The organism is Microbacterium pasadenense, assembly GCF_047246565.1.
GTDB lineage: Bacteria > Actinomycetota > Actinomycetes > Actinomycetales > Microbacteriaceae > Microbacterium.
In genome coordinates, this window is sequence record NZ_JBFOKN010000002.1 from 268,509 (window position 1) to 288,015 (window position 19,507).

Genomic DNA, 19,507 nt, shown 5'->3' on the forward strand with positions numbered 1-19,507 from the left:
GCTCACGCGGTGAGCGCCCACCACCAGATCAGCAGCAGGGTGACGAGGGATCCGGCGAACTGGTTGAGCCAGAGGAACCGGTCCCAGCCAGCCGTGGCGCGCGCGGAGTCCGCGTCGCTGACCGAGCGGTAGGGCCACACAGTCACGAGGTACGGGATCGCGACGACCGCGGCGAGCGGACCGGGCCAGGCGGTTCCGAGCATGACGACGCCGGACGCCGCGTACGTGACGAGCGCGAAGCGCACGGTCCACGCCGCACCTCGTCCCGTCGCGATCGACGAGATCTGCGCCTCGCGGTCGGCGACGACGTCCTGCACGGCTCCGAAGGCGTGCGAGGCGACGCCCCACAGCGCGAAGGCGACGATCACGGCGACGAGCTGCCATGACCAGGCCGCGTCCGCCATGACCAGGCCGTACACGGCCGGCGAGAAGAAGTGGACGCTGCTCGTCAGCGAGTCGGCGAAGGGCCGCTCCTTCAGTCGCACCGGCGGTGCGCTGTAGTACACGACCGCCAGCATGCTGAGGGCGAGGACCGCCCACGACAGCGGCGGCCCGGCGACGACGAGGAACACCATGAACGGCACGCACAGGACGGCCGCGGACCAGAGCGTCGGCCGGTGCAGCCGTTTGTCGAGGATCGCGCCGTGCGCACCGCCCTTGCGGGGGTTCCGCAGGTCGGACTCGTAGTCGAACACGTCGTTGATGCCGTACATCGCGACGTTGTAGGGGATCAGGAAGAAGATCGTCCCGACGATGAGGACGAGGTCGATCTCGCGGGTCGTCACGAGGTAGGCGGCCGCGAACGGGTACGCCGTGTTGATCCAGCTGACCGGTCGCGACGAGACGATGAGCTGGCGGGTGAAGGCTCCGGCGTTCACACGCGCTCCTTCCGTGGTGCGAGCAGGGTCAGGACCGCGGGCACCGCGAAGGCGGCGCACACGGGGTAGGCGAAGTCCTCGATCGGAGCCAGCCCGATCCGGATGCCGCTGATGTGGTGCTCGGGATAGGTGAACAGGCCTGCGGCGATCATGAGGTTGTCGAAGACGGCGGTCAGGATGCAGAGCGCCAGCGCTCCGTATGCCGAGGCGCGCATACGGTGTCCGAAGCGCGGCAGCCGCGCCGTCGCCAGCGCGACCGCGGCCGTGGCCAGGGCGAACGGGATGACGATGAGCAGGTAGGTCACGCGGCGCCCTTCCGACTCGGTCGCCGACGGGGGAGTCTGGCGGCCGCGGCGTGGAGGACGAGGGCCAGGTAGCAGAGGAAGGCGAGGAAGACCGGCTCCTCGAGCGGCAGGTGAGGCGCGAGGTCGATCCCGAGCAGCAGCGGACTGTCGCCACGGACGAACACGCCCGCGGCGATGCCGACGAGATCCCAGGCGACGAAGAAGACCGTCCCGATCGCCACCGCCACGAGGGCACGCAGCGGCTGCACCGGCATCACGAGGCGGAAGCGGACGTCGAGGGCGGCGACGCCGGCGGCCGACAGGAGGAGCGCGAGCAGGTAGAGGCCCGGCACCGCCTCAGCGCTCCGCGGCCGCCGGGACCGGCAGCTGTCCCGTCGCGGAGTCGCCGTCCAGGAGCTTCACGACGAGCTCGGCCGAGATGAGGCACATCGGAAGACCCACGCCGGGGAGGACGGAGTGTCCCGCGTACAGCAGGCCGTCGACCTTCGACCGGTTGCCGGGACGGAACATGGCGGACTGGCCCAGCGTGTGAGCGAGGCCCAGCGCGCCGCCGCGGAACGCGCCGAAATCCTCGACGAAGTCCGCGGGGGCGATCGTGCGACGCACGCGGATCCGATCGGCCAGGTCGGGGACGCCGGTCCACTCGGCGATCTGCGAGATGACGGCATCCGCCGCCGCCTCGATGACCGCGTCGCCGTCCCCGTCGACACCGCCGTGACCCAGCTCGGGGGCGGCGGGCATCGGGACGAGGACGAAGAGGTTCTCGTGCCCCGCCGGCGCCACGCCGTCGTCCGTCGCGCTGGGACGGCAGATGTAGAGCGAGGCCGGGTCGGGGATGACGGGGGCGGATTTCGCGGCGTCGCCGAAGATGGCGTCGAAGTTCCCCGCCCAGTCCTTCGTGAACAGCAGGGTGTGGTGCGCGAGCTGCGGCAGCTCGCCCTCGACGCCGAGGAGCAGCAGGAGGGCGCCGGGGGAGGAGACCCGCTTGTCCCACCACTTCTCACTCCGTGACCGGAGCTCGGGAGGCAGCAGGGCCGTCTCGGTGTGGTGCATGTCGGCGGTCGAGACGACGCTGTCGGCGGCGAAGGCGGAGCCGTCGGCGAGCTCGAGACCCGTGGCCGTGGTCCCCTCGGTCAGGATGCGGGTGACGCGGGCGCCGGTGCGGATCTGGACTCCGCGCGCGCGGGCGAGGCGCTCCACCGCGGCGATGATCTCGACGAATCCGCCCCGCGGGTAGAGGACGCCGTCATCGAGGTCGAGGTGGCTCATGAGGTGGTACAGGCTGGGTGCGTCGAACGGCGAGCTGCCGAGGAAGACGGCCGGGTAGCCGAGGATCTGGCGCAGCACCGGGTCGGTGAAGCGCTTCTCGACGTGGCTCGCGAGCGATCGGGTCAGGAGGGGCGCCAGCTGTGGCAGCCGTCGGAGGACGGCGGGATGCGTGAGGCCCTTCCACGACACGTACGGGTCGTACAGGAAGCGCGAGACGGCGAGATCGTAGATCTCGGCGGCGGAGTCGAGGTAGGCGGCGAGCTTCTCGCCGGCTCCGGCCTCGCGGGCTTCGAAGGCGGCGGTGGCCGCCTCGCGGCCCGACACGACGTCGAACGGGCGCTCGCCCTCGCTGTACACCCGGTAGGCGGGGTCGAGCCGTACGAGATCGAGTTCCGCCGCGGCGGTCGTCCCGAGCAGCTCGAAGAAGTGGTCGAACACCTCGGGCATGAGGTACCAGCTCGGACCCGTGTCGAAGCGGAAGCCGTCCTTCTGCCACGATCCCGCACGGCCGCCCACCGTCTCGAGCGCCTCGAACACGGTGACGTCGTCGCCGCGGTCGGCGAGCAGTGCGGCCGTGGCCAGGCCGGTGATACCTCCGCCGATGACGGCGATGCGGCGGGTCATACGAGTCTCCGTCGGGGTCGGATGCCGGCGGCGGAGCGCGCGGCGATGGTGGCCTTCACGGCGTTCGGAACCCGGATGCGGGCGTCGGTGGCGCCGGCTTCGCGCAGGCGCCGGGCGAGCGACGCGAACAGGCCGTGAGCGGTGGCGACGGCGGCGCGGCAGTCCCGCGGCAGCAGCGGGACGGTGGCCGCGGCGGCGTCCAGATCGGCGTCGATGCGGTCCAGGAGCGCGGCGCGCCGGGCCGGATCCCCGACGCCGACGTAGTCGCGGCCGAGGCGCTCGGCGTCGTCGGCGTGGTCTCGCAGGAAGTTGATGTCCTGGAACGCGGCGCCGAGACGCCGTGCGCCCGTGACGAGCGTCTCGTCGGCGGGCACCGGGCGGCCCGGGCGGCCCGCGTTGACGAAGGTCTGCAGGCACATGAGTCCGACGACCTCGGCGGAGCCGTAGACGTAGTCGTCGTGCGAGGCGTCGTCGTGCGACGTGCGCTCGAGATCCGTCCGCATCGACGCGAAGAACGGGCGCACGTGGTCGGGCGTGATCGCGCATTCGCGGGCGGTGAGCGCGAAGGCGTGCACGATCAGGTTCGAGCTGAATCCCGAGGCCATCGCGGCGAGGGTCTCGGCCTCGAGGTCGTCGAGCACCGTCCGCTGCGCCTCGACCGGCAGCCCGGCATCCTCCGCCGCGCCGTCGACGACCTCGTCGGCGACCCGCACGAGGGCGTACACGTTGCGGACGTGCCCGCGCACGCGGGGGCCGAGCAGGCGGGTCGCCATCCCGAAGGACGTCGAGTAGGCGCGGATGACGGATGCCGCGGCCGCCTGCGCGGTGACGTCGTAGAGCGAGGCCGTCATCGCGGTATCCGCTCGTCGACGGCGGCCGCCAGGGCGGCCAGGAGCACGACGGCGTCGCGGGGGAGCGCGGCGTCGGCGGCGCGGGTGCGGGCGGAACGCAGGGTCGCGGTGATGAGGTCGACCGCGCGCTGGCGGGCGCCGCTCGCATCGAGCTCGCGCTGGGCCCGCCGGATCGCGATCGGCCCGGTGGGGGCGAGGGCGAGGGCGGATGCCACGCGGGGCCACGCGTCGGTCTCGGCGGCGAACGAGATGAGGGGCGTCCGCTTCGCCGCCCGGAGGTCTGCGCCCGGCTCGCGCCCGGCCTGGGCGCGCGATCCGAAGGTGCCGATGAGGTCGTCGGCGAGCTGGAAGGCGATGCCGATCTCGGATCCGGCGGCCTCGAGCGCCGCGCGCTCGGACTCGGTGGCGCCGGCGAGCAGGGCGCCGGCGGCCATCGGTGCCTGAAAGGAGTAGAAGGCGGTCTTGTCCCGCGCGGTGCGCAGGAGCGACTCGGACGGGGGCAGGTCGGCGCCGATGGTCTGCTCCACGTCGCTCAGCTCGCCGGCAGCCGACACCAGGAGGGCGTCGTCGAGGAGGACGAACAGCGCCGCCCGCTGCGGCGCCGAGACCGGCGCGGTCGCGATCAGGCGGGTCGCCTCGAACAGGAGGAGGTCTCCGGCGAGGACGGCGGCGGCGTTGCCGAGCGTGCGGCCCGAGGCCTCGTCGCCGCCTCGCTGCGCGGCGCGGGCGCGGAACCGGCCGATGACGTTCGGTGCGCCGCGGCGCTCGGTGTCGTCGTCGATCAGGTCGTCATGGACGACGAACGCGGCGTGCAGCAGTTCGAATGCCGCCGCCACGCGCCAGAGGCCCGGGGCGTGAGCGATGTCGCCTCCGAACGCCTCGAAGGCGGCGACCACGAGCGCGGGACGCAGGCGCTTGCCGCCCGTGGCGGCTGCCGCGGTCGCTTCGCCGAGCACGCCGGCCGTCTCGCCGAGCGCCGCGGACCGCACGCGCAGGCGGTTCAGGGCGAGGTCGAGGGCGTCGTCGATCTCGCGCCGCGCGGCATCCGCCAGCGTGATCATGAGGCCTGCCGGTCCAGGGCCGGGCGGAACAGCTCGAGCTGCGGGGCCTGCAGCACCAGCCACGGGCTGAACGCCCACGGCGTGGTGCCGAGGGATGCGCCGAGGTCGGCGGGATCGACCCAGCGCGCCTCGGCGACCTCGCGCGGGTTCAGCTCGAGCCCGCTGGCGGCACGCGCGGTGTAGACCGGGCAGATCTCGTGCTCGACGATGCCCGAGGCATCCGTCGCGCGGTAGCGGAAGAGGGGAAGGGCGAGCTCGACGTCCCGCAGGGTGAGGCCGAGCTCGTATCCGGCACGCCGGTGCACCGCATCGACGACGGGCTCGGCGGGCGTGGGGTGACCGCAGAACGAGTTCGTCCAGACGCCCGGCCAGGCGGTCTTGTCCAGCGCACGACGGGTGACGAGGACGTCGCCCTCGTCGTTGAAGACGTGGCACGAGAACGCGAGGTGCAAAGCGGTGTCCGTACCGTGCACACTCGACTTGGGGGCGGTACCGACCTCGCGGCCCAGGTCGTCGAGGAGGACGACATACTCGATGTCCGACATGTTAGCTCCGTTGTTTGCTAGATTATCTAGCGATTACCGTCATCGTACATACCGGCCGAGGAGGATGTCCAACGGTGAACCAGCCGCGGATCCCACAGACCGAGCGTGATCGTCTGGTCATGACCGCGCTCGAGGCGGTTCGCGCGCTCTCCGACTCCATGGATCGAATGTACGCGGGCATGCGCGGCGACATGGACATGAACATGACGGACCTCGCCGCCCTGCGGATGCTGATCATGAGAGAGCAGAGCGGGCAGGCGGTGAAACCGCACGACATCGCCACGCACCTGGCGATCTCGACGGCGTCGACGACGAAGCTCCTCGACCGGCTGAGCGACAGCGGCCACCTGCGACGCGAGCCGCATCCGGTGGATCGCCGCGCTCGCATCGTCGTGCTGACGGACCACGCCCGTTCCGAGTTCTTCCGGCACTTCGGCGAAAGGCTGACCGCCATGCGCGGCGCGATGGAGGGGTACACCGACGACGAGCTGAGGTCGATCGTGCGCTTCCTCGCCGACATCGAGCACGCGATGGTGCCGTCCTGAGGGCTGCCGCCGACGGAAGATAACAGTTGTCACAATCTCCCCATTGACAACACATGAGAGCGCTCTAATGATTGGGTGTCGGGGGATCGGCTTCGCGGCGGGCTCCCGTTCCAGTACCTCTCACTCACGGCGACCCGAACACCGTGATCCGCGAACCGGCACCTGAGGCCGGGGACCGAGCGATGCGCTGATCCGACATCGAACTCTCTGGGGGAGGCTTCCATGCGAGACGATCGGACCGGCGTGTCGACAGAGGATGCCCGCCGCGACGCCGCCGATCCCCAGCGCATCTGGCAGAGCCTGCTGGGGGGCGAGACCTTCGCCGACCTGAGCTTCGAGAACGACTCCGCCGCATCGCTGCCCGTCGTCGCGGCTTCACCCGCCCCGGCGGAAGACACGCCCCCGACTCGCCGCAGTCTGCGCCGCCGAGAGGCGCGAGCGCAGGCGGAGGCACAGGCACGCCTCGAGGCGCCTTCGGCGCCGCGGGGTGCCGCGCCCGTGGTGGTCCCCCTCCCTGTCGATGAGTGGCCGCCCGCCCCGGAATGGCCGCCGGTGCTCGATGACGACATCCCCGAGGTGCCCGTCGCGATGCCGTCCGACGCGCCGGCATCCGTCGTCACCGTTTCGCTCCCATTTGGACCCGGGGCGCCGTCCGCGCCTGCGCCCGCACCCGAGGCGCCGTCCGTGCCTGTGCCCGAGGCGCCGGTCGTGGAGGCCCACGCCGATGTCGCGCCCGTCATCCCCGAGCCGGTCGAGGAGGAGGACCCGCTGGCGTGGCTCGACAAGTTCGTCAGCGCTCCCGCGCGAGAAGCCGCCCCCCTCCTGGCCGACGGCGCGCCCGGAAGCGCCGACGCCTCGATCCCCGCCGAGCCGGCCGAACCGGCCACACCGCGCGAGAAGGCCATCGCCCTCGCCGGGCGGCTCGGCCTCGCGTACGTCGACCTGACGGAGTTCTCCGTCGACCCGACCGTCGTCGGCCTCATTCCCGGGCCGTTCGCCCGCTCGCACAGCGTCCTCGCGGTCTCCCGCGCGGGCGAGCGGATCGTCGTCGTCGTCGCCGACCCCGAGAACGTCATCGTCCTCGACGACGTCGCCGCCATCGTCCGGTCCGCCGTCGTCCCGGTCGTGGCCGAGGCCGAGGCGATCATCGCGGCGATCGACCGGTACCACCGCGTCGACTCCGAGCTCGAAGAGCTCACCTCCGCGTTCGAGGGCCCCGACCAGGAGGACATCCACACGCCGGACGTGGGCGACGCCGTCGTCGATGAGGCGCCGATCATCCGCTTCGTCAACCTGATCATCAGCCAAGCGATCACCGACCGGGCATCCGACATCCACATCGAGCCCGAACGCGAGGACCTCCGGGTCCGCTACCGCATCGACGGCGTCCTCACCACCGTGCAGCGGGTGCCGCGCTCGATGATCGCCGGCGTCATCAGCCGCCTCAAGGTCATGGCCGAGCTCGACATCGGCGAGCGGCGTCGTCCGCAGGACGGCCGGATCTCGGTGAGCCATGCCGGGCGCAACGTCGATCTGCGCGTCGCCACGCTGCCGACGGTGTGGGGCGAGAAGGTCGTCGCCCGTGTCCTCGACTCTCCGGTCGCGAGTCTCAAGCTCAGCGACCTGTCGATGCTCGACCGGAACATGGAGGTCTTCTCGAAGAGCTTCTCGAAGCCCTACGGCATGATCCTCGTCACCGGTCCCACCGGTTCGGGCAAGTCGACGACCCTCTACACGACCCTTGCGACGATCTCGAAGCCGAGCGTCAACGTCATCACGGTCGAGGATCCGGTGGAATACCGGATGCCGGGCATCAACCAGGTGCAGGTGAACGCCAAGGCGGGTCTCACCTTCGCGGCCGCGCTCCGCTCGATCCTCCGCTCCGACCCCGATGTCATCCTCCTGGGCGAGATCCGTGACGAGGAGACGGCCAAGATCGCGATCGAGTCCTCGCTCACCGGTCACCTCGTCCTCTCGACGCTCCACACGAACGACGCGCCGAGCGCCATCACGCGCCTCACCGAGATGGGCGTCGAGCCGTTCCTCGTGGGCTCCGCCCTCGATGCGGTGGTCGCTCAGCGTCTTGCGCGACGGCTGTGCGCGCGGTGCAAGAGCGCGTCCGTCGCCACCGACCTCGATCTCATGATCTTCGGCATCTCCGTCGACCCGGTGACGGGCCCGCCGACGGTCTATAAGCCCGAGGGCTGCTCGCAGTGCTCCAACACCGGGTACCGCGGCCGCATCGCCCTGCACGAAGTCATGGCGGTCGACGACGAGATCGAGCGACTCGCCGTCGCGAACGCGCCCACGGCCGACATCACGGCGCGCGCGGAGGCGGCCGGGATGACACGGCTGCGGATGGACGGCTGGGCGAAGGTGCTCCTCGGCCACACGTCGATCGAAGAGGTTCTGCGCGTCACGGTGTGACCGTCGCGCAGTCATACGCATTCTCAGAAGAAGGAAGCAGGACAGGGATGACGACAACCGGTGAGGGATCCGTGCCGGCGACGAACGGGTCGCGTTTCGACGCGCTGCTGCGCGGCGACGCGGTCGACTCCGACCTGCGCTCGTTCTTCGACGGCATCCCCGGCGTGACTCTGCCCGGCGCGCCGGCGGCCTCGGCGGCGGCCCCCATCGCCCCGTCCGCGGCGATCCCGCCCTCGGCGCCCATCGCCGCGCGGCCGGCATCCGACCCCTTCGCCGCGTCGCCCTCGGCACCCCCGTCGGCGCCCGATGCGCCGCGCGCCGAGGCGGCCGCGCAGGTGCCGTCACGTGCCGTCCCCGCCCCGGTCGTCCCGTCGGCTCCGGTCTCGTCGTACTTCGACGACCCGGCGACGTCGCAGCGCGCGGCGGTCGCCGAGCCGGCGCAGCCCGACCCGGCTGCCCGCGCCGCCGAGATCCCCGCCGTGCTGCGCGCGCGGGACCCGAACGTCGATCCGGAGTTCGTGGCATCCGTCAGGGCGGTCCTCGATCTGGGCGCCTCCGACCTGCATCTCGTCGCCGAGTCGACACCTGTCGTGCGCGTCGACGGCGAGCTGAAGTCGGTCTCGGGGACGACGACCTGGGACCGCGACCGCGTGCGCCGCGTCATCGAGAGCATCCTCACGACGGAGCAGCGACAGATCTTCGAGACCGCGCTCGAACTCGACCTGGCCTTCTCCGTCGGCGACATCGCCCGCTTCCGCGTCAACATCTTCCAGGACCAGCGCGGCTGGGGCGCGGCGCTCCGCATCATCCCGACCCAGATCAAATCCGTCGCGCAGCTCGGCCTGCCGCGCGCGCTCATCGATCTCGCGCACCTGCCGCGCGGTCTCGTCCTGGTGTGCGGGCCGACGGGATCGGGCAAGTCGACGACGCTCGCGTCGATCATCGACAAGGCCAATGCGTCCCGCGCCGCGCACATCGTGACGGTCGAGGACCCGATCGAGTTCCTCCACCACCACAAGCGCGGCATCATCAACCAGCGCGAGGTCGGTGCCGATACGCACAGCTTCTCCGAGGCGCTCAAGCACTCCCTCCGGCAGGACCCCGACATCATCCTCGTCGGCGAGATGCGCGACCTCGAGACGATCTCGACCGCGCTCACCGCGGCCGAGACCGGTCACCTCGTCTTCGCGACGCTGCACACGCAGGACGCCGGTCAGACCATCGACCGCGTCATCGACGTGTACCCCGCGCACCAGCAGGCGCAGGTGCGCACGCAGCTGGCCGCGACGCTGCGGGCCGTCGTGGTGCAGACGCTGCTCCGCCGCTCCAGCGGCAAGGGCCGCGCGGTCGCCACCGAGGTCATGTTCTCGACGCCCGCGATCCAGGCGCTCATCCGCGCCGGCAAGACGCACCAGCTGCGGACGGCGCTGCAGGCCGGCAACGCCATCGGCATGCACACGCTCGACCAGGACCTCGCACGCCTCGTCCTGGCGGGGGAGATCCACCACTCGACCGCCCTCGAGTACGCGCAGGACGCCACCGAGTTCGAGCAGCTCGTCCGCAACCGGGGCCTCGCCCGCGATGCGACGGATGCCGTCGTGCCCGACGGCACCCGCCAGGTCGCCGGGGGCGCCTGACGATGTCTACCGTGGCGAAGACGAAGCCGCTCCAGTGGACCTACAAGGGCCTCGACACCGGCGGCAAGAGCGTCAAGGGCGTGCTCGAGGCATCCAGCGAGGCGCAGGCGATCCAGCAGCTGAAGGCCAAGGGCGTCATGCCCGACAAACTGTCGCAGAAGGGCGGCGGCACCGGCCTGCAGCAGGAGATCACGATCCCGGGTCTCGAGCGCGGACCGTCGCTCAAGGACCTCGCGATCCTCACGCGCCAGATGGCGACGATGGTGAGCGCGGGTGTGTCGATCCTGCGTGCGCTCACGATCGTGCAGGCGCAGACCGACAACGCGAAGCTGCGCCGCACGATCGAGGACATCGCGGCGAAGGTCGAGGGTGGCACCGCCCTGTCCGTCGCGCTCGAGGAGTTCCCGCGGGTGATCCCGCCGATCATGGTGCACCTGGTGCGGGCGGGGGAGTCGGGCGGCTTCCTCGACAAGTCGCTCCTGATGGTCGCCGACAACTTCGAGGCCGAGACCAAGCTGCGGAGCAAGGTCAAGTCGGCGCTCACCTACCCGATCGTCGTGCTCGTGATCGCGCTTGTGGCGGTCGCCGGCATGCTCATCTTCATCGTGCCGGTGTTCGAGAAGATGTTCGCCGATCTCGGCGGCGCGCTCCCGGGGCCGACACAGCTGCTCGTCGACATGTCGAAGGCGATGCCGGTCGCTGTCCCGGTCATCGTGGTCGTCGCGGTCGCCTTCGCGATCTGGTGGGGGCGGAACAAGAACACGGATGCCGTCCGACGCGTCGTCGACCCGATAAAGCTGAAGCTCCCCGTCTTCGGAAAGCTGAACTCGAAGATCGCGTTGACGCGATTCACGCGTAATTTCGCGACCATGCTCGCCTCGGGCGTGCCGATCCTGCAATCCCTGTCCATCGTGGGCGCCACAAGCGACAATTACGTCATCAGTTCGTCGCTGCAGGGGGTGCAGGAGGGCGTGCGGCAGGGCAGACCCATCGCGGAGTCGCTCGGCGAGGTCGAGCTGTTCCCCGAGATGCTCGTACAGATGGTCGGCATCGGCGAGGAATCCGGCGCGATCGACACGATGCTCGAGAAGACCGCGGACTTCTACGACGACGAGGTCGAGACGATGAGCTCGCAGCTCACGGCGCTGCTGGAACCGCTCATGATCGTCTTCATGGGCGGTCTGCTGGGCTTCATGATCCTGGCGCTGTACATGCCCATGTTCACGATCTTCCAGTCGATCCAATCGCTGTGAGAAGTTTTTCCTAACGATCTACATTAGAGACTTCTAATTCTTTAGGCGTTCCGCTACGGTCAGTGAAGCCGACCCCGAACTCGGCTGCACTCTGTGCATCTCCACTTTCGAAAAGAGATCTCCATGCTTCGCATCCACACTGCGATGAAGAAGGAAGAGGGCGAAAAGGGCTTCACCCTGATCGAGCTTCTCGTCGTCGTCATCATCATCGGCATCCTTGCCGCCGTCGCCATCCCGGTCTTCCTGAACATGCGCACGGGCGCGTGGAAGTCGTCCGTTGAGTCCGATGCCAAGAACGCTGCCCTGGCCATCGAACAGGCGGCGCAGGCGAACAATGGCAGCCTGAACGGCATTGGCGACGTCACCGCAACCGGTGGTCCGACCGTAAACCTCGCCACCACCTCTCCTGCCGCAACTGTGGGAACCATCACGATTTCGGACGACAACCAGCTGGCCGTCGACATCAAGACTGACCAGAGCTACGAGATCACCGTCACGAACACGAACCTGAGCGGTGAGTCGTACACGTACGACAGCACGGAGGGCTCCGGCGACTGGGCCACGACGACGGCAACCCCTGGCGGCTGATCGCGAGGTCGGAGTATCGATCTGACACGTTGTGCCTGCGCGGTCATCCGCGCAGGCACAACGTGTCAGCGGCGCAGTGGAGGGGAGTGGGGTGCACACCGATTCAAGAGATCACGACGAGGGCTTCACTCTGGTCGAGGTCATCGTCGCGATGCTCGTCTTCATGATCATCGTCACCGGGTTCCTGTACACGATGACGGCGAGTCTGATAGCGACGCGCGACACCCGCGCCCGTGTCGTGGCCGCCAACCTCGCGTCGCAGCAGATCGACCTCATCCGCGACGTGTCCAGCACCTTCGACGTCACGAACACCAGCCACGACCACGACATCCAGGTCAACTCGGACCGCTACCACGTCGATGTCTCGACGTCCTGGCAGACGGCGTCGGGAACGACCGCCAGCTGCGAAGCGGGCGCCGCGACCGGCGCCCTGGCCTACAAGCGCATCAGCGTCGAGGTCGCGTGGGGCGACGGTGACGACCGCAGCGTGCACAGCGACACGGCCATCGCGCCGGCGAGCAAGATCAACGATCCGACGCTCGGCACCGTCCTCGTCGGCGTCGTCAACTCCGCCGGCACCGCCGTCAGCGGAGCGACCGTGAGCCTGTCCCCGAGCGGCGGCGTGGCCTCGGTCTCCACCGACAGCGACGGCTGCGCCTACCTCCTGAAAGTTCCCGCCGGCACCTACACCGTCACGGTCTCGAAGACCGGCTACGTCAGCGAGCAGCACGTGGCATCGCCGACCGCGGACGTCATCGTGACCGCCGGCAGCTCGTCGCGTGCCAGCTTCGCGTACGACGAGGCCGCGACCTACTCCCTCACCTACGCCGGCAATGTCGCCGGCACCGTGCACATCCCGACCGACCTCACGACGTCGTTCGTCTCCACCTACGGCAGCTCGCAGTTCACGGCGACGACCAGTGCGAAGACGAAGTCCTACTCGCTCTACCCGATCCCCTCCGGGTACAGCGTCCTCCCCGGCACGTATGCCGAGACGCCCGGGAGCCCGTCGACGAGCTGCCTGTCGCCCGACCCCAGCGAATGGGCGGATGCCCCCGGAAAGGTCGGGCTGCGCCCGGAACCCGTCGCCGGAACGCCCGGCAGCACCGTGCCCGTCCCGGTTCCCATGGGGATCGTGCGCCTCACGAACGCGAACGGCTCCGGAACCCACCTCAAGGCGGTGTACGACATCACGAGCCCGGGCGCGAACGGCGACCCGGGGTGCGCGGCGGGGATGACGTACACCTTCGGCAGCATCGTCAGCTCGAACTCCGCGACCTTCGCCTTGCCGTCCGGAACGTGGCGGCTCTACCGGGGCAATTCGTCGTCGCAGACCAGCGTGGTCTCCAGCGGCATCAGCATTGTCACAGGGGGGACGATGGCCTCGTCCAACCGCGTCGTCGTCGACCCGAGGGTGGCCGGCTGATGTCGGCGCACGTCCGCCGACGCACCGCAGAGGACGGCGTCACCCTGATCGAGCTCGTCGTCGCGATGGCCGTCTTCAGCATCCTGCTGACCCTCGTCGTCACGATGTTCGCCAGTACTGCCCGGTCGGTCAGCGATCAGCAGGGCGCCGTCGACAACAGCCGCATGGCGTCGACATCGATGAACGAGGTGACGCGCATCATCCGGGCCGGCACCGAGATCCCGGTGCACGGCACGTCCATCAACGACCCCGTCTTCACGTACGCCGGCGCGGAGAAGCTCGTGGTGCATTCGTTCATCGACGCGGGGACGTCGGTCGACCCGCCGCCGGTCAAAGTGGAGTTCTCGCGGAACGGTGCGAACGAGCTCGTCGAGAAGCGCTGGAGCGCGTACCACGTCCATACGACGTACTGGGCGTTCCAGACCTCCTCCACGTACACCCGGACTATCGCGCGCTCCCTGCTCGCCCCGGCCGCGAGCGCGCCGCTGTTCCGCTATTTCGACAAGAACGGCACGGCGCTGACGCCGGCCGCAGGAGCGAGCCTCACCGTGAATCAGATCCGGAACATCGCGAGCGTCCAGGTGCGGATGCGCGTTCAGGCGGATGGGAGCGGGCGGGTCGCGCCCGTCGAGATCCGCAACATGGTGGGGCTCCCGAACCTCGGGGTCGCCCGCGTGCAGGTGACGGGATGAGGTCCCGCTTCCTGGACCGGTGGAACGGGCGCGCCGCGGACTCGGAGTCCGGCGCCGCCCTGGTGATCGTGGTCGCCGTTGGAGCGGTGCTCGCGATGTTCATGTCGATCCTCGTCGTGACAGCGGTCAACGGCACGAAGCAGGCGTACACCGACGCCGACTGGAACGCGGCGCTCGCGGCGGCCTATGCGGGCATCGACGAGTATCAGAGCCGGCTCTCCGAGGACACCAGCTACTACCGCTTCGGCAACGGCGGGTCGACCTTCAGCGCCGGGAGCACGGTGTCGACCCCGCTGAGCCCGAACCCGGCGTTCGACGTCGGGACGTCCGGGGGGTGGGGCACGGTGCCCGAGAGCGGCGCCCGGGCGAAGTTCCGGTACGAGGTCGACAACTCGAAGTACGCCACCTCGGGGCGTATCCGGCTCCGGGCGACCGGCAAGGTCGGCCAGGCGACCCGCACGGTGATCGCCGACCTTAAACAGCAGGGGTTCATCGACTTCCTCTACTTCACGGACTACGAGGTGCAGGACCCGAGCGTCGCCGGCACGTCGAGCTCCAGCTGCTTCAGCGATCCGCTCACCAAGACGACGCTGAAGTACAGCTGGTCGGGCCGCCCGACCGGCTCCACGTGCAACGAGATCTCGTTCGGCGCGATGGACGTGACGGATGGTCCGGTGCACTCCAACGACACGATCCGGGCGTGCGGGTCGCGGTTCAAGAGCACCGTCACGACCGCCCGCGCGACGAGCCCGTTCTACTCGAACCGCGACTCCAACGGCTCCAACTGCGCCGCCGCGACCTTCGAGCTCGCCGGGTACCCCGCCTTCAGCGGTGGCGTCATCGGGATGCCGGCGACCAACTCGCAGCTGAAGAAGGAGACGCGCACGGACCTCACCGCCGACGACGTCCCCCGGCCCGGCTGCCTCTACACCGGCCCCACGCAGTTCACCTTCTTCGCGGACGGCACCGTGAACATCAAATCGCCCTTCACGAAGATGACCCGGATCGGCAACGCGGCCGCGACGACCGGATCCGCGCCGGCCGAGTGCGGCGTGATCGCGGACCTGCGGTCGCCCGCGGGCGCCACCATCGCGATCCCCGAGAACAACGTCCTCTACGTGCAGAACGTCCCCGCAGTGATGAACGACGTCAACTACTGGGCGTCCGGGACGAACCCCGCGGGCTTCACCTGCATCACGTCGGGAAGCTCGGGCAAGCGCGGCTGGTCGCTGGGCTCGGGTACGGCCAAGACGGGCTACCCCGTCACGACCGACTGGAACGGGACGACGGAGGTCGCGCCGAGCAGCACCACCTACGGATGCCGCTCGGGCGACGTCTTCGTCAAAGGCAGCTTCGACGGCGCGGCGACCCTCGCCGCCGAGAACTACGTCTTCGTCGTGGGCGACATCACCTACGTCGACGACAACGAGGACATCCTCGGCCTGGTCGGCAACAACGCCATCTGGGTGTGGAACCCCCTCAACAACTCCGGGTCGAACATCCTCGGCAACAACCGCACGATCGAGGCGGCGGTCCTGTCGGTCGCCCACACCTTCCAGGTGCAGAACCACGACGACGGCGGATCGCAGGGCACCCTCACCGTCATGGGGGCGATCGCGCAGAAGTACCGCGGCGTCGTGGCCACGACCAGCGGCGGCTCCGTGTCGACCGGGTACGCGAAGAACTACGTCTACGACGAGCGGTTCAAGTTCAAGGCGCCGCCGAAGTTCCTGAACCCCATCACGACGACGTACGGCGTCACGACGTGGGTCGAGACGGCAGCCGTGTGGTCTTCTGACGGGTCGGCGCGATGACGGATCTCGCAGGACTTCTCCCGCCGGCCGTCGTGATCGTCGTCGCCGGCATCTTCGGAACCCTCATCGGCTCCTTCCTGAACGTGGTCATCTGGCGCGTGCCGCGGGGGATGAGCGTCGTCTCGCCGCCGAGCGCCTGTCCGCGCTGCGAGCGACCGATCGCCTGGTACGACAACATCCCGGTCCTCTCGTACCTGGCCCTCCGCGGCAGGTGCCGTCACTGCGGCGAGCCGATCTCGGCGCGCTACCCCGCGGTCGAGCTCGCGACCGGCCTCGCCTTCGCGGGCGTCGTCGCGGGCGCGTACGCCGGCGGCTACCCGGCGATCCTCCTGCCGCTCCTGGCGTACTGGGCGGCGCTCAGCATCGCCCTCACGATGATCGATCTCGACCATCAGAAGCTGCCGAACGTCCTGACGCTGCCCGCCTACCTCGTGACCGCAGGCCTCCTCGTCGTGGCTTCCGTCGTCACCGCCGAGTACGGACGTCTGCTCGTCGCGGCCGTCGGCCTGATCGCCCTCGGCGGCTTCTACCTCGTCCTCGCGTTCGGCTACCGGGGCGGGATGGGGTTCGGCGACGTCAAGCTCTCGGGCTCCCTCGGGATGCTGCTGGGCTGGCTCGGCTGGGCCCAGCTGGCGGTCGGCGGGTTCAGCGCCTTCCTCGTCGGCGGCGTGGTCGGTGTGATCCTCATGATCGCCCAGAAGGCCGGCCGGAAGACCCGCATCCCATTCGGGCCGTTCATGCTCATCGGCGCCTGGATCGGCGTCTTCGCCGGCCCGGCGATCGCCGACTCCTACCTCGCCCTGACGGGCCTCGCATGACACACCACGGAGGGCACACATGGCCGGAGTAGTCGCGCTCGATCTCAGCAGAGGCGGGATACGCGGGGTGCAGGTCGAGTCGCCGTACTCGGCGCACCCCAAGATCACCAGGTTCGCCGCCGTCGAGGTCCCCGAGGGGACGATCTTCGACGGCGAGATCATCGACCAGCGCCGCGGCATGGCCGCCATCAAGCAGCTGTGGCGCGCCGGCGGGTTCACGACCAAGAAGGTCGCGTTCGGTGTCAGCAACCGCAAGGTCGTCGTCCGCGAGGTGACGCTCCCGGTGCTGTCGGGTCCGCGTCGCAAGGCGGGTCTCCGCTTCGCCGTCGAGGGGCAGGTGCCCATCGACCTCGACGACGCGATCCTGGACTTCCTCCCGCTCCGCGACATCGCCGAGCACGGCGAGGTGCACCAGGAGGGTCTGCTCGTCGCCACCGTCCGCAGCGGCCTCGAGTCCACCGTCAACGCCATCGAGCGCTCCGGGCGCTTCGTCGATGCCATCGACTTCTCCGGGTTCTCGCTTCTGCGGCTGCTGCCGGGTCCGCAGCGCGGCACGCAGGCCATCGTGAACGTCGGCGCCTCGACGACGACGGTCGTGATCTCGGCGAACGCGATCCCGCACTTCGTCCGCATCGTGCCGAGCGGCGGCGACGACGTCACGCGCAGCATCGAGCGCGCGATCGGGGTCAGCTTCGGTGAGGCCGAACAGGACAAGATCCTCCGCGGCCTGCAGGGCGGCGCCGTCGAGCCGCGCGACGTCGAGGCCGAGACGGTGCTGCGCGAGAACGTCGCCGGCCTGATCGACAACATCCGCAACACGCTGGCGTACTGGGCGAACGCCCACCCGGACGCGCCCGTGTCGAGCGTCGTGCTCACCGGCGGGGGCAGCAAGCTCAGCGGCCTGGCCGCCGTGCTCGGCCGCGCGCTGGGCGTGCCGACGTCGTACGGCGACCCGCTCGCCGGCTTCGCCGTCAGCGACAAGCTGCGTCACGCGGGTATCGAGCACTGGGCGCTGGAGCTCGCCGCGCCCCTCGGCGTGACGGTCGGACCCAAGATCTCGGACCGCCACGTCGCGAAGGGCAAAGCGCCGAAGCCCGCCAGGGCGAAAGCCGCACCGAAGACCAAAGACAAGGCGGGCCGGAAATGACGGTCGATGTGACGGAGCGACGGCAGCGGCGCCAGACGGAGCCGACGTCGGCGACCCTGGGGACGCCGGCGCTCTCCGTGGCGCGGGTCGACCTGCTCCCGCCGGTCGTCGAGGTCCGGCGCCGTCAGGGCCTCATCGTCCGGCTGCTGTCGCTCGGACTCGTCGTCCTGCTGCTGATCGTGGCCACTGCCGGCTTCCTCGTGGCGCTCGTCGCGAACGCCGCCGAGGACGCGCTCGCGGCCGAGCAGACCCGTACCCGCCTGCTCGCGCTGGAGGAGTCGAAGTACAGCGACGTCTCCGCGGTCAAGGTGCAGCTGCTGGACCACTCCGACGCCGAGCTCGCCGCGCTCTTCGCCGAGGCGGACTGGTCGCGGCTCATGACCGAGCTCGACGACGTGCTGCCGGAAGCCATCACGCTCACCACGGAGACCATCTCGCTCAAGGGGATCTCGGAAGACGCCCCTGCGGCCGAGACGACCGGTCTCGACGCACCCGGGGTCATCGAGATCGCCTTCACGGCGACAGCGGCGGAGTTCGTCACGCCGACGCCGCTCCTCAACGCCCTGAGCGAGCTGACCGGGTACCAGAGCGCCACCGTCGACAGCGTCTCGGAGTCGGACGAGGACGGGTACACGATCAGCGGCATCGTCCAGCTGGGAACCGAGGCGCTGGGCGGCACGCCGCGCGTCGAGGCGCTCGATCCCGAGGCCCTCGAGCTGCTGCACCAGACGCTCGAGGATCTCGTCACGGGAGCCGCGGCCGCGCAGGCCGAGGCCGAGGGCGCCGCGGACGACCTGACCGACGCCGTCGAGGGGGAGTAGGACATGGACAAGTACAGGCTCAGCCTCATCGCGATCAGCGTCCTGGCCGTCGGCATCCTCGCCGGTGGGTGGTTCCTCGGCATCCAGCCGCAGATCGACCGCACCAGCCGTGCCCTCGTTCAGACGGCGACCATCATGCAGGTCAACAACGTGCAGCAGGTGACCGTCGACGCCCTCGCCGCCGACAACGACAATCTCGGGTCGTTCCGGAAGGAGCTCGCGACGGCGCGCTCCCGCATCCCCGAGGCGCGCTCCCAACAGGATCTCGTCGTCCAGATCGACAAAGCCGCGACGGATGCCGGCGTGACCGTGACCTCCCTGAACTTCGATGATCCCGTGTCGTACGGCGTGCCGCCGATGCTGTCGGTCCGGCTGCCGTCGACGGCGACACTCGTCGCGATCGACATGCAGCTCAGCGCGACGGGGGAGCGCAGCGAGCTCGAGGACTTCGCGGAGAGCCTGCAGAAGGCGACCCGCATCATGACCTTCACCGGCACCAGCTACACCGGTCCGGACGAGCCCGCACTCGCGATCTCGGCGACCACGTGGGTCCTGCTCCCGGCGAACGCCGAGCTTCCCGAAGGCGAGGCGGCCGACGGCGACTAGGAGACGGGTGGGGATGCCGGGCGGCCGGCATCCCCCTCACCTGCATCAACGACAGAAGCCGCTTCCGGATCTCTCCGAAAGCGGCTTCTGGGTGCTGCGCACGTTGGTTGCGGGGACAGGATTTGAACCTGCGACCTCTGGGTTATGAGCCCAGCGAGCTACCGAGCTGCTCCACCCCGCGGCACGAGATATAGCCTAAC

Annotated in this window: 18 protein-coding genes, 1 tRNA gene and 1 pseudogene; 12 read left to right on the top strand and 8 right to left on the bottom strand. The window is 69.8% G+C overall.

The genetic code is table 11. The features are described 5' to 3' along the window. Positions 1–2: 2 nt before the first annotated feature. The 7 genes and pseudogenes from AB3M83_RS07335 to idi form a co-directional block, all read right to left on the bottom strand. Positions 3–878, bottom strand: a complete 876-nt coding sequence (locus AB3M83_RS07335) for a prenyltransferase (RefSeq protein WP_412946503.1) — start codon at positions 876–878, stop codon at positions 3–5. Beyond that, positions 875–1,183: a lycopene cyclase domain-containing protein gene (locus AB3M83_RS07340; protein WP_412946504.1), complete on the bottom strand. Its 309-nt coding sequence runs from the start codon at positions 1,181–1,183 to the stop codon at positions 875–877. The genes AB3M83_RS07335 and AB3M83_RS07340 overlap by 4 nt, the downstream gene beginning before the upstream one ends. Next, positions 1,180–1,515, bottom strand: a complete 336-nt coding sequence (locus AB3M83_RS07345) for a lycopene cyclase domain-containing protein (RefSeq protein WP_412946507.1) — start codon at positions 1,513–1,515, stop codon at positions 1,180–1,182. Before AB3M83_RS07345 ends, AB3M83_RS07340 begins: the two co-directional genes overlap by 4 nt. A gap of 4 nt (positions 1,516–1,519) precedes the next feature. Next, positions 1,520–3,124, bottom strand: a pseudogene (gene crtI / locus AB3M83_RS07350) (phytoene desaturase family protein); the annotation flags it as partial. Further along, entirely contained in the window at positions 3,073–3,927 is an 855-nt protein-coding gene (locus tag AB3M83_RS07355; RefSeq protein WP_412946509.1) for a phytoene/squalene synthase family protein, read from the bottom strand. The gene AB3M83_RS07355 and the pseudogene crtI, both read right to left, overlap by 52 nt. Further along, positions 3,924–4,988 (bottom strand): polyprenyl synthetase family protein, encoded by a 1,065-nt coding sequence (locus tag AB3M83_RS07360; protein WP_412946511.1) that lies wholly within the window; start codon positions 4,986–4,988, stop codon positions 3,924–3,926. The genes AB3M83_RS07355 and AB3M83_RS07360 overlap by 4 nt, the downstream gene beginning before the upstream one ends. Continuing rightward, positions 4,985–5,533 (bottom strand): isopentenyl-diphosphate Delta-isomerase, encoded by a 549-nt coding sequence (idi, locus tag AB3M83_RS07365; protein ID WP_412946513.1) that lies wholly within the window; start codon positions 5,531–5,533, stop codon positions 4,985–4,987. The genes AB3M83_RS07360 and idi overlap by 4 nt, the downstream gene beginning before the upstream one ends. A 119-nt stretch (positions 5,534–5,652) precedes the next feature. Between idi and AB3M83_RS07370 the strand changes: the two genes are divergently transcribed. The 12 genes from AB3M83_RS07370 (at position 5,653) to AB3M83_RS07425 (ending at position 19,307) form a co-directional block, all read left to right on the top strand. Beyond that, complete coding sequence (locus tag AB3M83_RS07370; RefSeq protein WP_412946515.1) at positions 5,653–6,078, top strand: MarR family winged helix-turn-helix transcriptional regulator; 426 nt, start codon at positions 5,653–5,655, stop codon at positions 6,076–6,078. 222 nt (positions 6,079–6,300) lie between these two features. Further along, positions 6,301–8,505 carry a GspE/PulE family protein gene (locus tag AB3M83_RS07375; RefSeq protein ID WP_412946517.1) on the top strand — a complete coding sequence of 735 codons (2,205 nt, stop codon included), beginning with the start codon at positions 6,301–6,303 and terminating at the stop codon, positions 8,503–8,505. Between the two features lie 47 nt (positions 8,506–8,552). Next, the gene (locus AB3M83_RS07380) at positions 8,553–10,142 is read left to right on the top strand and encodes a type IV pilus twitching motility protein PilT (RefSeq protein ID WP_412946519.1); all 1,590 of its coding nucleotides are present in this window, start codon (positions 8,553–8,555) and stop codon (positions 10,140–10,142) included. Positions 10,143–10,144: 2 nt separating this feature from the next. After that, a complete protein-coding gene (locus AB3M83_RS07385) occupies positions 10,145–11,395 on the top strand; it encodes a type II secretion system F family protein (RefSeq protein ID WP_412946520.1) in 1,251 nt (416 codons plus the stop codon). Between the two features lie 123 nt (positions 11,396–11,518). Further along, positions 11,519–11,983 (top strand): type IV pilin protein, encoded by a 465-nt coding sequence (locus tag AB3M83_RS07390; RefSeq protein WP_412946522.1) that lies wholly within the window; start codon positions 11,519–11,521, stop codon positions 11,981–11,983. Positions 11,984–12,074: 91 nt separating this feature from the next. After that, the gene (locus tag AB3M83_RS07395; RefSeq protein WP_412946525.1) at positions 12,075–13,409 is read left to right on the top strand and encodes a carboxypeptidase regulatory-like domain-containing protein; all 1,335 of its coding nucleotides are present in this window, start codon (positions 12,075–12,077) and stop codon (positions 13,407–13,409) included. Beyond that, positions 13,409–14,101, top strand: a complete 693-nt coding sequence (locus AB3M83_RS07400; RefSeq protein WP_412946528.1) for a prepilin-type N-terminal cleavage/methylation domain-containing protein — start codon at positions 13,409–13,411, stop codon at positions 14,099–14,101. Before AB3M83_RS07395 ends, AB3M83_RS07400 begins: the two co-directional genes overlap by 1 nt. After that, positions 14,098–15,915, top strand: coding sequence for a hypothetical protein (locus tag AB3M83_RS07405; RefSeq protein ID WP_412946530.1), 1,818 nt, complete (start codon positions 14,098–14,100; stop codon positions 15,913–15,915). Before AB3M83_RS07400 ends, AB3M83_RS07405 begins: the two co-directional genes overlap by 4 nt. Next, positions 15,912–16,733 (top strand): prepilin peptidase, encoded by an 822-nt coding sequence (locus AB3M83_RS07410; protein WP_412946532.1) that lies wholly within the window; start codon positions 15,912–15,914, stop codon positions 16,731–16,733. Before AB3M83_RS07405 ends, AB3M83_RS07410 begins: the two co-directional genes overlap by 4 nt. 19 nt (positions 16,734–16,752) lie before the next feature. Further along, positions 16,753–17,880, top strand: a complete 1,128-nt coding sequence (gene pilM, locus AB3M83_RS07415; RefSeq protein ID WP_412946534.1) for a type IV pilus assembly protein PilM — start codon at positions 16,753–16,755, stop codon at positions 17,878–17,880. Further along, on the top strand, positions 17,877–18,701 hold the full coding sequence (locus AB3M83_RS07420) for a hypothetical protein (protein WP_412946535.1): 825 nt from the start codon (positions 17,877–17,879) through the stop codon (positions 18,699–18,701). The genes pilM and AB3M83_RS07420 overlap by 4 nt, the downstream gene beginning before the upstream one ends. Before the next feature lie 3 nt (positions 18,702–18,704). Continuing rightward, positions 18,705–19,307 (top strand): hypothetical protein, encoded by a 603-nt coding sequence (locus AB3M83_RS07425; protein WP_412946537.1) that lies wholly within the window; start codon positions 18,705–18,707, stop codon positions 19,305–19,307. A gap of 104 nt (positions 19,308–19,411) precedes the next feature. Here AB3M83_RS07425 and AB3M83_RS07430 read toward each other — a convergent pair. Beyond that, positions 19,412–19,488, bottom strand: a tRNA-Met gene (locus AB3M83_RS07430). Positions 19,489–19,507: the final 19 nt, after the last annotated feature.